13 protein-coding genes are annotated in these 14,845 nt (G+C 33.8%); 6 read left to right on the top strand and 7 right to left on the bottom strand.

Annotation, left to right across the window (positions count from 1 at the left end; all coding sequences use genetic code 11):
* Positions 1–590 precede the first annotated feature (590 nt).
* Complete coding sequence (locus tag ABE048_RS14490; RefSeq protein WP_430311973.1) at positions 591–1,235, bottom strand: DedA family protein; 645 nt, start codon at positions 1,233–1,235, stop codon at positions 591–593.
* Between the two features lie 545 nt (positions 1,236–1,780).
* On the opposite strand from ABE048_RS14490, the gene ABE048_RS14485 reads away from it, so the two are divergent.
* The 3 genes from ABE048_RS14485 to ABE048_RS14475 all read left to right on the top strand — a co-directional run bounded on the left by ABE048_RS14485 (position 1,781) and on the right by ABE048_RS14475 (position 6,662).
* Positions 1,781–2,278 (top strand): hypothetical protein, encoded by a 498-nt coding sequence (locus ABE048_RS14485; protein WP_430311972.1) that lies wholly within the window; start codon positions 1,781–1,783, stop codon positions 2,276–2,278.
* A 139-nt stretch (positions 2,279–2,417) separates the two neighbouring features.
* Complete coding sequence (locus tag ABE048_RS14480; protein WP_430311971.1) at positions 2,418–5,852, top strand: hypothetical protein; 3,435 nt, start codon at positions 2,418–2,420, stop codon at positions 5,850–5,852.
* A 141-nt stretch (positions 5,853–5,993) separates the two neighbouring features.
* Positions 5,994–6,662, top strand: coding sequence for a DUF2642 domain-containing protein (locus ABE048_RS14475; protein WP_430311970.1), 669 nt, complete (start codon positions 5,994–5,996; stop codon positions 6,660–6,662).
* Between the two features lie 132 nt (positions 6,663–6,794).
* On the opposite strand, the gene ABE048_RS14470 is transcribed toward ABE048_RS14475, so the two are convergent.
* The gene (locus ABE048_RS14470) at positions 6,795–7,580 is read right to left on the bottom strand and encodes a TrmB family transcriptional regulator (RefSeq protein WP_430311969.1); all 786 of its coding nucleotides are present in this window, start codon (positions 7,578–7,580) and stop codon (positions 6,795–6,797) included.
* Positions 7,581–7,694: 114 nt separating this feature from the next.
* Between ABE048_RS14470 and ABE048_RS14465 the strand changes: the two genes are divergently transcribed.
* Positions 7,695–8,471, top strand: a complete 777-nt coding sequence (locus ABE048_RS14465; protein ID WP_430311968.1) for a TSUP family transporter — start codon at positions 7,695–7,697, stop codon at positions 8,469–8,471.
* Between the two features lie 97 nt (positions 8,472–8,568).
* On the opposite strand, the gene ABE048_RS14460 is transcribed toward ABE048_RS14465, so the two are convergent.
* Positions 8,569–9,129, bottom strand: a complete 561-nt coding sequence (locus ABE048_RS14460; RefSeq protein ID WP_430311967.1) for a TetR/AcrR family transcriptional regulator — start codon at positions 9,127–9,129, stop codon at positions 8,569–8,571.
* 151 nt (positions 9,130–9,280) lie between these two features.
* Between ABE048_RS14460 and ABE048_RS14455 the strand changes: the two genes are divergently transcribed.
* Positions 9,281–10,039 carry an SDR family oxidoreductase gene (locus ABE048_RS14455; RefSeq protein ID WP_430311966.1) on the top strand — a complete coding sequence of 253 codons (759 nt, stop codon included), beginning with the start codon at positions 9,281–9,283 and terminating at the stop codon, positions 10,037–10,039.
* A gap of 269 nt (positions 10,040–10,308) precedes the next feature.
* Positions 10,309–10,893, top strand: coding sequence for a DUF3967 domain-containing protein (locus ABE048_RS14450; RefSeq protein ID WP_430311965.1), 585 nt, complete (start codon positions 10,309–10,311; stop codon positions 10,891–10,893).
* Between the two features lie 202 nt (positions 10,894–11,095).
* Here the strand turns inward: ABE048_RS14450 and ABE048_RS14445 are convergent, their stop codons facing one another.
* From ABE048_RS14445 to ABE048_RS14430, 4 genes are all read right to left on the bottom strand, one after another.
* Complete coding sequence (locus tag ABE048_RS14445; protein ID WP_430311964.1) at positions 11,096–12,151, bottom strand: DUF4179 domain-containing protein; 1,056 nt, start codon at positions 12,149–12,151, stop codon at positions 11,096–11,098.
* Positions 12,148–12,714: a sigma-70 family RNA polymerase sigma factor gene (locus tag ABE048_RS14440; RefSeq protein WP_430311963.1), complete on the bottom strand. Its 567-nt coding sequence runs from the start codon at positions 12,712–12,714 to the stop codon at positions 12,148–12,150. The genes ABE048_RS14445 and ABE048_RS14440 overlap by 4 nt, the downstream gene beginning before the upstream one ends.
* A gap of 323 nt (positions 12,715–13,037) precedes the next feature.
* Positions 13,038–13,643: a DedA family protein gene (locus ABE048_RS14435; RefSeq protein WP_430311962.1), complete on the bottom strand. Its 606-nt coding sequence runs from the start codon at positions 13,641–13,643 to the stop codon at positions 13,038–13,040.
* A 60-nt stretch (positions 13,644–13,703) separates the two neighbouring features.
* Positions 13,704–14,360: a phosphatase PAP2 family protein gene (locus tag ABE048_RS14430; protein WP_430311961.1), complete on the bottom strand. Its 657-nt coding sequence runs from the start codon at positions 14,358–14,360 to the stop codon at positions 13,704–13,706.
* Between the last annotated feature and the right edge of the window lie 485 nt (positions 14,361–14,845).

Below are 14,845 nucleotides of genomic sequence, written 5' to 3'. Positions count from 1 at the left end.
GTTCAGTTTTCAAGGTTCATGTTATTTCGTTGCTATCAAGCAACTTTTATATAATATCAAATCTCTTTTTGTTTGTCAACAACTTTTTTATAAAAGATTTAATTCATTATCATCCTTTTTTACAGACGACAGTATATCAGATAACATATACATTGTCAACAAATATTTATTTCATTTGTAAGATTTATATCATTTTTGTCGTTTCGTTTTAGCGACTTGATTATATTATCATGTATATTTATATCCGTCAACAGTTTTTATCAGATTAAAAATGAATAATATAAATCCAACTTTTCCATAGAAAACTCTATAATCAATTCACTTATACTGAAGAAAGAACGACTCCACAGTTAAATATTTCTACAATCAAAATTAACAGCAAAACAATAGGAGTTCAATTCTACTAAAATCACTTTGAACTCCATATCAATAATTTCTTTTAATATTTCTCTATTCAAAGACAACAGTTGTACTATAATTATCGCCTGTTATGAAGAGCACAATTGATATTTACAAGGGAAATAACTCATCTATTAACTTTAGCCCAAAATTCGGCAAGTAAGTTCTTTCTGTATAAAGGCAAAATCTTTTCAACTAGATCTTTCATCTATATTATTTTTCTTTATGGCTTTATAAACCTTATTTAATATCATAAATACAATAGAAATGATTAATGGAATAATAGAAAAAACCACCAGTGATATAGTTAAATTATTTTCTATCCATTCAATACTCCCTAATATATAGCCTAAATTCAACCAGAAGAATACCCATAGAATTGCACCTATGCTATTAAATTTTAGAAATTCAGAATAACGATAATGTGTATATCCACTTACAAACGGTACTGTCGTACGCATAAGTGGAATAAACCTAGCCATTACAATAGAAATATGACTATAGTGATCGATGAATGTTAGAGCCGAATTCAGTTTTTCTTCAGAAAGGATGTTTAACCTTCGCTTATTATGCTTCCACCTTCTCACGAAAGCTCCAATCGAATAATTTTGGCTGTCCCCTACAACTGTTGCACAAAAAAAGAGTATCAGTAATATCCAAGGTTCTAGCTCACCTATTGCTGCCAACGCTCCACTTGCAAATACTAATGAGTCACCTGGAATAAAAGTTAAGACGATGAAAGCAGTCTTTAAATATACCATTAGAAATAATACGATATAAAAGAATCCACCATATAGCTCCAAAAATCGGGCTAAATTATCATCAAAATTTGACATAAACCAATAAATTTTAATAATACTCCCCTTCACATCCAATAATTTTTAACACTTTGCATCATCTAGACTCCTTTTTAAGTATTAGACTTTTTTTGCCTAGTGTTAAGGTCTCACCGCAAAATGTTAATAAATTTTATGTTCTAGGCATGCACAAAATCCATCCTAAATGTATTTAATACTAAATGGGGAACTAAAACATTCAAAGCTTTTGCCCACAACACATGTTTGAATAATTTTATTTTCCCTATTTTAAAAGTTGTAGTAAAACATCTAAAGTATCTTACGCATCCATTCCGGTGCTTGCTCCTGTATCGCTTCGCTAGCTTCGTTACAGAAGATTTTTTTGCTCCTGCATCAGGCAAGTATCGATTAGTCGGGAATTTCCAGAAATAAAAACGAGGCTTACATAATCTTTAATAGGAATCAATTTTTAACGAACATTAAATGGCACAAAAACTTATTTATTTAAATTGGGCTTTTGCCAGCTATTCATGAATTCTTGATACATATGGATAGATAGACCACAAAAAAAGGAGGTTAAAGGAATGAATAAAGAAATGGCAAGTTCTTTGTTAAATAAAGTTATAAAAGTAGACAGGGGGGGACCAGAAACTAATATTGGCATGTTGTTAGGTGCTGCAGACGATCATATTATAGTACTTACTGAAGACGACGGTGTCATCTATTATCAATCACAACATATCAAAAGCATCACACATGACTCTAAAGGTGGATTAAATTTCAATACTGTTATTCCTGAGGATTTTGAATTTATGCAAGAAAAAGACTTCAAATCTTGTCTATGTAATCTAAAATATCAATGGGTAAAAATTAACCGTGGCGGCCCAGAAAAATTAGAGGGTGTTCTAGACGAAGTAACTGATGATTATTTAACAATCATCTTAAACGAAGAAATTATTCGTGTTTCAATGTTCCATATCCGAAGCATTAGCTACGGACTGAAGATTGAAAAAGAAGATGAGAAAAAAGACGAAGAAAAGTCAACTAAGTCATCTTCCAAAAACAATAATACAGCAAAATAGAAGTTTAGAGGATCAGCAAAAAAATAGTTAAATACAATCGCTAATTATCGCCATATTATCACTTATATAGGACTTAGCACCTTATTTTATGGTTTATTTTTGTTTGAAAAAATAACCTATGAAAGGGGCCCCCTAATTGATGGAGGGTAACTTTAAACAATCAATAGGGGGTCTTTTAGGTGTTAAAATTGGTTTCTATCTATACGACACCCAATTTATCGAAGGCATCTTATTAGATGTTAAACGAGATCACCTTATTGTAAATGTAAATCAGAGTGTAATTTATTTTGCACTCAATCAAATTCGAGCATTTTCAAAAAACGCAAAAGACTTTCGTGTTTCGCCTCAAGATATTCCATATCTTAATAAAGATCATCTAACAGATATTTTGAATGACTTAAAATACAGCTGGGTCACCATCAACTGCTTAAGTAACGAGGCTTTTGCTGGAGTATTAAGTAGAATTTATGAAGACCATATCATATTGGTAAATAATTCAAAAAAGCTATTTGTACAAAAATCATATATATCCAATATCTATAAAGGGGTTTATGAAAGTATTGATGAGCCTCAAAAGAGTGATGAAGTAGAAGATACTGAACAAACCCAATCCTCAAAAGAAGAGCCAATTGAGCCTTCTGATCCGGTACTTTCTGAGCCTGAATCTGCCCTTCCTCCAGAAACCAAGTTTGTTCAACTTCCGGAGCCTGAATCTATCCTTTCTTCTGAAACCAAGTTTGTTAAAATTTCTGAGCTTGATTTTGTTCAAATCCCTGTATCTGAGCCTGTTCGGATTTCTGAACCTACGTCTGTTCAATTTCCAGAGCCTTCATCTGTTCAATTTTCTGAAACCCAGTTTGTTCAACTAACTAAGCTTGAGTCTGTTCAAACCCATGACTTTGAGCCTGTTCGGATTTCTGAATCTAAGTCTGTTCAACCTCCACAGCCTGAATCTGTCCTATCTTCTGAAACCAAGTTTGTTAAAATTTCTGAGCTTGATTTTGTTCAAATCCCTGTATCTGAGCCTGTTCGGATTTCTGAACCTACGTCTGTTCAACTTCCGGAGACTGAATCTACACTACCTCCTGATACCGATTTTGTTCAACTTTCTAACCTTGAGTCTGTTCAAATCCCTGTATCTAAGCCTGTTCGAATTTCTGAACCTGAATCTGTTCAATTTCCGGAGACTGAATCTACACTACCTTTTGAAACCGAATTTGTTCAACTTTCTAACCTTGAGTCTGCTCAAACCCCTGTATCTGAGCCTGTTCGGATTTCTGAACCTACGTCTGTTCAACTTCCACAGCCTGAATCTGTTCAACTTCCGGAGACTGAATCTACACTACCTCCTGATACCGATTTTGTTCAACTTTCTAACCTTGAGTCTGTTCAAATCCCTGTATCTGAGCCTGTTCGAATTTCTGAACCTACGTCTATTCAACTTCCAGAGACTGAATCTGTTCAATTCTCGGAGACTGAATCTACACTACCTTTTGAAACCGATTTTGTTCAACTTTCTAACCTTGAGTCTGCTCAAATCCCTGTATCTGAGCCTGTTCGGATTTCTGATCCTACGTCTGTTCAACTTCCAGAGACCGAATCTGTTCAATTCTCGGAGACTGAATCGACACTACCTTTTGAAACCGATTTTGTTCAACTTTCTAACCTTGAGTCTGCTCAAATCCCTGTATCTGAGCCTGTTCGAATTTCTGATCCTACGTCTGTTCAACTTCCAGAGACCGAATCTGTTCAATTCTCGGAGACTGAATCTACACTACCTCCTGAAACCGATTTTGTTCAACTTTCTAACCTTGAGTCTGTTCAAATCCCTGTATCTGTGCCTGTTCGAATTTCTGAACCTACGTCTGTTCAACTTCCAGAGACTGAATCTGTTCAATTCTCGGAGACTGAATCTACACTACCTCCTGAAACCGAATTTGTTCAACTTTCTAACCTTGAGTCTGGTCAAATCCCTGTATCTGTGCCTGTTCGGATTTCTGAACCTACGTCTGTTCAACTTCCGCAGCCTGAATCTACACTACCTCCTGAAATCGAATTTGTTCAACTTTCTAACCTTGAGTCTGTTCAAATCCCTGTATTTGATCCTGTTCGGATTTCTGAACCTACGTCTGTTCAACTTCCGCAGCCTGAATCTACACTACCTCCTGAAACCGATTTTGTTCAACTTTCTAACCTTGAGTCTGTTCAAATCCCTGTATCTGTGCCTGTTCGAATTTCTGAACCAAAGTCTGTTCAACTTCCGGAGACTGAATCTACACTACCTCCTGAAACCGATTTTGTTCAACTTTCTAACCTTGAGTCTGTTCAAATCCCTGTATCTGAGCCTGTTCGAATTTCTGAACCTAAATCTGTTCAATTTCCGGAGACTGAATCTACACTACCTTTTGAAACCGAATTTGTTCAACTTTCTAACCTTGAGTCTGCTCAAATCCCTGTATCTGAGCCTGTTCGGATTTCTGAACCTACGTCTGTTCAACTTCCACATCCTGAACCTGTCCTAGCTTCTGAACCTACGTCTGTTCAACTTCCACATCCTGAATCTACACTACCTCCTGAAACCGATTTTGTTCAACTTTCTAACCTTGAGTCTGTTCAAATCCCTGTATCTGAGCCTGTTCGGGTTTCTGAACCTAAGTCTATTCAACTTCCGGAGCCTGAATCCACACTACCTCCTGAAACTGAATTTGTTCAACTTTCTAACCTTGAAACTGTTCAAATTCCACATCCTGAACCTGTTCTAGCCTCTGAACCTGAACCTGCACTATCTCCCGATCCGATATTTGTTCAACCTTCTAAACCTGATTCTGTCCTACTTTTTATACCTAAGCTTGTTCCAATAGCGAATAAAAACAGGACCTCTCAAAAAGAGCAAATTATTGATAAAAATCATAATATATTTAAAAATGGAATGCTCCCACAAGATCATCTTGATTCTATCACTACAAGTCATTTTAACAATGAAACAGATGATGAAAATCCAGAAATGGATGAATCACAAATCCATATAGAAGAAGAATCAATCCAAAATACTTATGTTTCCCCCATAGATACGAATGAATTTCAGTATGGTGAAGAATCTAATGATACTTCAGTAGAAAATCTAAATACTGTTGTGATGAACAAAAAGAGAAAAATTAGAAGGAAATTTAGGCTAACCAAATCTAACTCTTGCCAAAAAGAAATGAAAAGCGCAACATCTACAATCTCTTCTTTCACTAATAAAAAACCTTTAAAACCGAAACATAATTCATTAAATAAAGATTACCGAGTATATTCTTATCATGTAGATTCAAATAATCAACATACTAAACCACTGTTTTCTAACTCATTATGTGTCCCAAAACATATGTCTCAAAAAGAAGAAAAGCTTGATAAGAATTCAAATATTCTAGCTAATAATCTAGAATATAACCATTTGCCGGCTGATCCTGCTACCTTCAAAATGAGCAGTCCAAAAGAAGAAAAGAACTTTTTAGAGAAACAGTACTTTGCATTAATGAAGCATGCGGAAAGAATGTACCTGCAGTTGAAGAATGAGCGCTTAAAGAAATAATATTTAAAGAACCATGGTGGAAAAATGATGGGATTTCATTTAAAAGGAACACTCACTTCATACATTAGTAACCTTAGCTGTTGGTTTCGTTAGCTTAAATCCTTTCATAGAATAAGAATATTTAACTAAAGGATGATTATTTTGGATAAATTGCTTCAAAATTTTGATGAAGAAATAGTGGAGATTGAGGTATCAGGTGGTAAATTTCTTAAAGGTTCAATCATTGATATAAGCGATGAGATAGTGGTTTTATTTAACGGAACAGATTATCTTTACATTCTTATAGATCATATCCAAAATTTAAAGGTGAATAACGATGATGAGGATCAAATCGACGAGCCTTCAGAACCACCTAGTATTATTGATAAAGAAGATTTAACCCTAACTCAGGTTCTAACCCAAGCACAAGGTATGTACATTGAAATTTATGTAACCGGCAGACTTCCACTACATGGATATATCTCGAATATTATGGATGATTATATTGTATTTCAATCGCCAATATACAAATCGCTGTATATTGCATTAAAACATTTGAAATGGCTTATTCCTTATTCTTCTAATAAAAGGCCATACGAATTAGCAGAGAAAACTTTTGATATTCTACCTAATAATGAACCCTTACCAAATACTTTAGAATCCCAAGTAGAAAAAATGCAATATAAGCTGGTTGTTATAAATAACGGTGAAGAAATTCATTATATAGGAAAATTAAATAATGTCGTAGGGAAAATTGTAGAAATAAAAACTGCCAGATCAACTTCAGCTTATCTTAACATGGATCATTTCAAAACGATTCAAGAAGTATGAAAATTTTTGATTCCGCTATAATTTATAAATACTTAACTTTCAATATAAAAAGCTTATAAAATCTTTAAAAGATTTTATAAGCTTTTTTACTATTCACATGTGCATAACTTTTTCCATTCTTTTATCCACAAATTATTCTTCCATAAAAAATTTTTTGCGTTCAGTGGAAACCCACTGTTCTAGATCATCTTCGTTTCTTCTAACTAATCGATTAACTAATACATCATGCCAAACATAATCTTCCAATAAATAAATATGTACAGGATCATCAGTATAAAATGCCAATTCACGATCATCTAAGGAAGAACCATATATCATTTCTTTTGCATCAATGGAAAGGACAAACCATTTTGTACTTGTAGGTGATTCTGTAAAATGCGTAATTCTGTGTAAATCTACTCCTTTAACAGGGTGATTTACATGCAATGTAATACCTTGTATTTGGACATTTCCATCTACTTCTTCTAAATCTTGTCTTAACTCTTCATACATATCATCCCACATGGAAATGATGATTCGCTTTTCAGCTTTTTTAATGAGTGATTTACAGTAGCTAATGATTGTCGTTTTTTCTATTAATGTAAGAACTCGATTGTCTGGTTTTTCTTCTGTCGTTTCAAGCAGTTTTAGCTTTTTGCTCAAACTTTGATAATTGGTTTCCCAAGTGGATTGTGCTCTTTCTAGAAAAACATTTACAGGTAGTGGTGAATACACCGTGCCATCCGTTTTTTCCTCTTTTAATACAATCCCTTTTTCAATAAGGTTTTTCAAAGTATCGTAGATTCGTGCTCGTGGTATACCAGAATCTTTACTTACTTGATAAGCCGTTACAGTCCCTTGTTTAACCAGAGAGACATAGGATTTTGCTTCATATTCAGTAAATCCCATTGACTTTAGCTGTTGCACTAAGGTTTCCATTCTGCATTCCTCCGTTTTCTTCTATCTTTATCATACCAAATGTTTTTGAACTATTTACAATCAAAACTATTTTAGTTACTATTTTAGTAGTCACTAATTAGAAAGGTTGATTTGATGTCATTTGATGTAGATATTAATTTTTCATTATTATTAATTCTTGTGATTTTTGGATTTTTAGCCGCTTTTATCGATTCCGTAGTTGGTGGTGGAGGATTGATAGGCTTGCCTGCATTATTGTTCGTTGGTCTTTCTCCAGCTGCAGCCGTTGCAACAAATAAACTTGCTGGTACGATGGGATCTCTTACAAGTACTATTACTTTCTACCGTTCAGGGAAAATGGATTTCAAATCAGTTGCAAAGTTTTTCCCATTAGTATTTGTCGGTTCAGCTCTTGGGGCATGGATTGTTCATTTAATGGATCCAAATATATTGAAACCTCTTATGCTTATCATGCTTGCAGGAGTTGCAGTATATACGATTTTTAAAAAAGATTGGGGAAGCATTTCTACATATAAAAAGTTATCACCATCTAAACTTGCTCTATTTATTGTAGTTATCTTCGCATGTGGTTTTTATGATGGTTTTTTAGGACCTGGTACGGGATCATTTCTAATCTTCGCCTTTTTAATGGTGGGCTTTGATTTTCTAAAAGCAGCTGGAAATGCTCGATTCTTAAATTTCGGAAGTAATATTGCAGCATTGCTCATGTTCATGTCTTTAGGTCAAATCAATTATGCATATGGTATTCCAATGGGGATTGCTCAAATTTTCGGTGCAATTGTTGGATCTAAATTTGCCCTTAAGCAAGGGACTAGCTATGTACGGGTGTTATTTATCATTGTTACATGCTCATTGTTAGCAAAAAATGTTTATGATTATTTCTTTAAATAACTTAGTCAATTATTAATAATCACAAAAACGGATTGTTTGCATATCAACAATTCGTTTTTTTATATCCACTAATAACTATGATTAATTGCTTTCTATTCTAACCCTTCAATCGTAAAATTTTCGTCAACTGCTCATTCATATAGGAAACAGGATATACAAAATCTTGATTTACCCATTCCACAATCATACCGATAATTGCATAAGTTTGATAAGAAGCGTATAGATCCACATCAATCTCTAGATGTTTATACTGGGCTGTATCTTCTTTCATCAATTCTTTTATTTTTTCACTAAAAATATTATGGAGTTTTATGGTACTCTCAGAGGAAAAAACCACTTGGTAGAACTGTTTATACTCCCATATGTGCTGGAAAATCCCGATTGTCTCACTTCTCAATGTAGCGGTATTAAGTATCGGATGATGAATATATGGTTCATAATAAGCCTTTAACAAATCATTCATAATTTCTTCCATCACTTCGTTAAACAAATCTTCCTTTTGTACATAATGTCCATAGAAGGTTCCCCTATTTACTTGGGCTTTTTTGCATATATCAGTGATTGAAATATCTTCAAAATTCTTTTCATTGATTAATTCAATTAAAGCTTGATGAAGAGCCTTTTTTGTTTTAATGACACGTAAATCATTTTTGTTCATCATTAGGCCTCCTAACTTATTCAACACTTATTACTTAATCCGTTTAATAACCTACTTTTTCTCTTCTTTTTGCTTATTGAAACCGTTTTCTTATGTATTATACAATATTTATTGAACAATCGTTTATTAAAAAGCAAAAGGAGAGATCGATATGCGTTTAGAAAATAAAGTAGCCATCGTCACTGGAGCAGCTTCAGGTATGGGAAAAGCAATTGCTGAATTATATGCAAAAGAAGGTGCAAAAGTTGTTGCTTCTGATTTAAACCTTGAAGGTGCTGAAGCTGTTGTAGCAGGTATTAAAGAAAATAGTGGCGAAGCTGTTGCGATTAAAACAAATGTAGCAGAAGAATCGGATCTTCAAGCTATGTACGATTTAGCCATCGAAAAATATGGCAAACTAGACATTATCGTCAACAATGCAGGTATTATGGATGGAATGCAACCAATTGGTGAAGTAGAAGACGCTCGTTGGGATCTTGTATTTGCTGTTAATACAACAGGCGTGATGAAATCAATGCGTATCGCAACGAATATCTTCTTAAAACAAGGTCACGGCGTAATCGTTAATAATATATCAGCAGGCGGTCTTTACGGTGCTCGTGCTGGTGCGGCATACACTGCTTCAAAACACGCTGTTGTTGGACTAACTAAAAACACTGGATTTATGTATGCTGACAAAAACATTCGTTGTAACGGTATCGCTCCAGGTGGCGTTGTAACAAATATCGGATCAACTATGACAAATATGAGTGAACTTGGTGCAGCTCGTCAAAATCTAGGTATATCTATTATGCCACGTGCTGGTCAACCTGAAGAAATTGCTCAACTTGCATTATTCTTAGGTTCTGATGAATCAAGTTTCATTAACGGACAGGTAATTGCAGCTGATGCTGGCTGGTCTGCTTACTAGAATAAAATAGAAATTAAATAATTATTGATAAATCCTCCTTATAAAAAAGCCAAGCGTATCGGATTATTCCATACATTTGGCTTTTTATTTGAATTTAGTCCCTTTTCAATACCATATCGTAGTTCTTTTTAGCTGATCAAGTACGGAAACGTTCATAATATCCCCCGCCTTAATGTTTATAGGTATATCGGATATATCTATATTTTCTATATAGTGGAAGGAATTTAATATATTTTTGCGAATTGTATGTATTAGAGGGGGGATATGTTATGTCTGATACAACAAATATATTTTCTACTTCCGTTATATCGGATACATCTATAGATGGAGAACTAATTTATGGTACTGCAGCTGTAAGTAAAGTGTTAGGTGTCCATGAAAGGACGTTAAGAAAATATTGTGCTTTAATGGGAAAGCACAATTATGAGTTCAATAAAAATGCAATGGGGCATCGTGCCTTTTATAAAAAGGATATTGAAGTTATCAAAAAAATTGTGGATTTGAAGAACTTAGGATCGTTGACGTTAAATGAATCTGTTAAAACAATTCTTGAATCTGATATAGACAATATAGATACAATATCTGCCGTAGAACCTATATCAAACCCTGATTATAACAAGCTATTAGGGGAGTTTACGACCTTTAAAAATGAGCAACAGCAGTTTAACCAACAATTGGTAGGACTGATACAAAAACAACAGAATTATATAAAATACAGCATCGAACAAAGAGATAGAAAGTTAATGTTTGCCATAAAAGAATCCATGGAAATGCGAAGACAATTGGCTGCTGCCGAGGAAAAAAAAGAGAATGAAAAAAAGAAGAAAAAATCTTGGTGGCAGTTTTGGAAATAGATTTTTCATAATAATAAGAGAAAAGGTTGTTATATTATTAAAGTACAATATAGAGAGGAGATTCAGCAGAAATGAGTTCGCTTCACGGATTTGATTTAACATCAATTCAAATTAAAAATGTAAGAATGCTAAAATTAAACATTCTTACATTTTTGCTTTTTAACTTTCTGATTTTAAAAATTTAATCTAAATACTAACTAAATCATTGTTCTTCATTCAAATTTTTCTTCTTCAAGTCAATTTCAATAGGTTTCATTTTCTTCTCTTCATGCCCTTTTCCTTCACCCAGGCTTAGAATAACAGTTGGTGTAATGATTAATTTTGTTGCTTTTTCGTTAATAACATTCATCGTGTCACTAAATTGAGATGTCTCCCCTTGATTATGACTAGTTCCACCATTCCCCTCTATATGATAAGTCGTTCCAACATCATCTACAACATCTAGAATTGTTGAAACGTCTTTCCACTTTTCAAGAATTTTAGGATCAACGGTTTGTTGGTAATTTAGAACAGTCGAAACATCTGTCATTTCAAATGACTGTATAATTATTTTGAGTCCTTTCGATTCACTTGTCTGATTTACAAGTTGAGTCTTACCTTCTACTTTATCTAAAGAGAAATCAAAAGACCAATCTCCCTTTACTTTTGTACCAGAGCTAATATTAGTAAATGCTTCTGGCTGCCAGCTTACTTGTACAGTCTTCGATCCTTTGCTGTCTTCCTTATAAATTGGCGTTATTTTATCTATTCCTGCATATTTGGTATCAGTAATTTTCTTTAAAGAAGAGCTTCCTGACATTCCGATTGCATTCTTTACTGAAGGTGAACTAGCTATCATTGAGTTGTCACCTAAGTCCTTCTTTGTTTCAATTGCATATGAAATAGTGATAGAAGTACCATCATATACTGCATTATCGATCATCACAGATACTCCGTTACTGGTTTGAACCTGTCCGATAGTTGTAGAAAACTCATCATACTTTTCATAGAAGTTATCTTCATCTTGAAAATAACTGATCACATTCTTCATAAATGGGATTTGAGATGCAACTGAAGGAAATGCAAAACCTGTTGTCGTAACTACACCAATTGTTATAACAGCTGCCGCAACAATATTACGGTATAGCGTAGATGTTTTTCTCTTACTCTTTGATCCAAGCACATATTGCTTAACCCTTTGTTTTTCTGTTTCCGACACTTCAACTGGCTCAATATCTTCAATATTTAGACCCGTCCAGTCTTTATAATTTTTTGTCATATGAAACTCTCCCTTAACTGAATAGTATTCGCTAGTTTTCGCTTTCCTCTATAAAGGCGATTATCAACAGCTGCTTTTGTTATATTCAATCTTTCTGCTATCTCCGAATTTTTCATTTCTAAAAAATACTTCATGACAAAAATATCCCGGTCGAGTATATCTAGCTTACTTAATGCAAAAAGAAGTTCATTCTTTTGCTCACGTTGCAAAAGTTGTTGCTGTAAATCCTTTTTATCTGTATACGCCTTCTCCACTTCAAGCTGCTCCTCACGTGACCGCTGTTTTTCTAGCACTCGGTACTGATCAATCGCCTTGTATTTCGCAATCATCCCAATCCATTTCTTAAAATCTTCTTGATCTCCACTAAATTGCTTTGCATTTTGCCATACCGATAAAAATACATCATTCACGCATTCATTCACTGTGTCACTTTTAGCTAGTGGCTGTAAGATCTTATAGGCAATTGCTTTAACTAGTGGCATATAGACATCGATTACAAATTCAAGGGCATCTTCTTTTTGTTTTTTTAAACGCACGATAAAATTTTTCGTAGAACATGTCATACACTTGTCTCCTTTTGCTATTGAAAAAGCTTTTCCACTAAGTACAACGAAGGCAATATGATTTTATTCTCAACTTTTTTAGGAATTTTAAATTGTTTGATTAAAAAAAGAGAAACACACATTATTTGGAAAGTGCGTTTCTCTTATATTAACAAAAATCAATTTCAGAAAATCATATTTAAATCATTTACTCTTCTCGGCTACCATATCCGTAACATACATCCATGCTTGAAATTCCTTCTTTTTGTGCCCCCAAATAAATAAAAACTGTAGATACGTTCAACAAGAAACGTACTAAAGCGAACATCCTAATATTGATTCCATTATTGCCTTCTACTTCTAATAAACCAAACAACAAATAACAGAAAGAGTACACCTAAAATTATGATCACAACATTAGAGTATGTATCCATATAGCCAGCAATTGTACTCCATGAAGAGCCTACCGCTGCTCCCACATTTACTAAAATGCTATTCCAAATTAATGAACCAATTGTCGTAAATAATAAGAATACACCAAAGTTCATATGTGCCATACCAGCTGGAATAGAAATTAAACTCCTAACCAAGGGGACAAGTCTTCCTATTAATACCGCCCAGACTCCAAACTTATGAAACCAAGCATCTGCTTTACGAATATCTTTCCGTGTTAATCGTAAAATATGCCCCCACTTATCTACAATTTTTTCTAGTTTATGAACATCAAGTAGTAATCCTATGCCATAAAGAACAATTGCCCCAACTACCGAACCAAGCGTAGAAAAAATAATAACGCCCATCACAGTTGCATCCGATGTTGTTGTTAGGAAACCACTAAATGTTAAAATTACTTCAGAAGGAATAGGTGGGAAAATATTTTCTAAAGCAATCAAGAGGAGAATACCAAAATATCCATATGAATTCATCACTTCAATAATCCAATTTTCCAAATTAGCCCTCCTCTTAATTTCAAATCCAATTTATTAAAAGAAACATAAAATTCCTTTGCACTAAGAACGATGGCTTTTTTCATATTGTTTTTCTTTATATCTTTGGAAAAACCAAATAGCAATTGTCAGCCATAAGCCACTTGCAAAATAGCCTCCAACTATATCACTCGGATAATGTACACCAAGATAAATTCGGCTAATGCCAATCATAAGAATGAATATAGCGCTTATAAGAACCAGAACTGTACGTCCTAAGCGAGTTGGTATATGTCTCCATAATAAGAATGCCACAATTCCATAAAAAGAAAATGCACTCATCGCATGTCCACTTGGAAAACTATAACCGCCCGCTTCAATTAGACGATGAAAGTCTGGGCGTGCTCGGTGAAATAGAAGTTTTAATATTTGATTTAAGATAACGGTACCTATAATTACCGTCCCAAACAATAGAAATTCTGCTCGATGTTTTACCACTATATATAAATAATACGAAACGACAATAAATAGAACCATTACTATTGGAAAAGAACCTAAATATGTGAAAAACTTCATGACAATCGTGAGCATCGGTGACTCTAACCCTTGGATAAAGGAAATAATCGTCTGATCAAATCGAACAATTTTATGATCACTTATTAAAATAGCTATGCTACTAAATCCTATAAGTGAAAATAATGCCACTAAGAAGGCACTCAACAAATAGCCTTTTAATTTCATGCTGTGAATCCTACTTTCATTTGTTATTAATAAACCCTTCATTGAGGTTTAAACCTATTTTCCCTGCAAAATCATACCTATTTCAGATTATTTCTTTATTATCTACTTTTTAGATCTTAATATCAATTGGAGCCTATTCAAATGAAAATTTATTTACCGACATGGCAAGAGAGAACAGAAAAGTGCAAGAGAAATCCATAATTTTTTCATTTATTCTCCCCCTTTAAGTTTGACTTTCTGATTGGCAAATAGCAAAACAGCCATACATATAATCAAGGAAATGACAATTGTTACTGCTAAAACTGGAACTACTGTTTTATTATTCTTTTTTATTCCTCCTAAAATTTATAGTAAAGCTTTTTACATTCCCTATTTTGACATCCAGCGATGAAAAGTTAACGAAGCTTTTTTAAAGAGTTGATTAGAATTTAATAGCAATTTCTCATTTTCAATAAATTTGAACGCAAAAAAGCACAACTGAATAA

Source organism: Rummeliibacillus pycnus, from assembly GCF_050459865.1.
GTDB lineage: Bacteria > Bacillota > Bacilli > Bacillales_A > Planococcaceae > Rummeliibacillus > Rummeliibacillus pycnus_B.
Note: the sequence above shows the minus strand (reverse complement) of the source record. Positions and strands in the feature narration are given on the sequence as shown.

Excerpts from the sequence above, each read along its gene's own strand:
- ABE048_RS14490 (WP_430311973.1), bottom strand. The coding sequence starts at position 1,235 with ATGTCAAATTTTGATGATAATTTAGCCCGATTTTTGGAGCTATATGGT.
- ABE048_RS14480 (WP_430311971.1), top strand. The coding sequence starts at position 2,418 with ATGGAGGGTAACTTTAAACAATCAATAGGGGGTCTTTTAGGTGTTAAA.
- ABE048_RS14470 (WP_430311969.1), bottom strand. The coding sequence starts at position 7,580 with ATGGAAACCTTAGTGCAACAGCTAAAGTCAATGGGATTTACTGAATAT.
- ABE048_RS14455 (WP_430311966.1), top strand. The coding sequence starts at position 9,281 with ATGCGTTTAGAAAATAAAGTAGCCATCGTCACTGGAGCAGCTTCAGGT.
- ABE048_RS14460 (WP_430311967.1), bottom strand. The coding sequence starts at position 9,129 with ATGAACAAAAATGATTTACGTGTCATTAAAACAAAAAAGGCTCTTCAT.
- ABE048_RS14485 (WP_430311972.1), top strand. The coding sequence starts at position 1,781 with ATGAATAAAGAAATGGCAAGTTCTTTGTTAAATAAAGTTATAAAAGTA.
- ABE048_RS14450 (WP_430311965.1), top strand. The coding sequence starts at position 10,309 with ATGTCTGATACAACAAATATATTTTCTACTTCCGTTATATCGGATACA.
- ABE048_RS14430 (WP_430311961.1), bottom strand. The coding sequence starts at position 14,360 with ATGAAATTAAAAGGCTATTTGTTGAGTGCCTTCTTAGTGGCATTATTT.
- ABE048_RS14465 (WP_430311968.1), top strand. The coding sequence starts at position 7,695 with ATGTCATTTGATGTAGATATTAATTTTTCATTATTATTAATTCTTGTG.
- ABE048_RS14445 (WP_430311964.1), bottom strand. The coding sequence starts at position 12,151 with ATGACAAAAAATTATAAAGACTGGACGGGTCTAAATATTGAAGATATT.
- ABE048_RS14440 (WP_430311963.1), bottom strand. The coding sequence starts at position 12,714 with ATGACATGTTCTACGAAAAATTTTATCGTGCGTTTAAAAAAACAAAAA.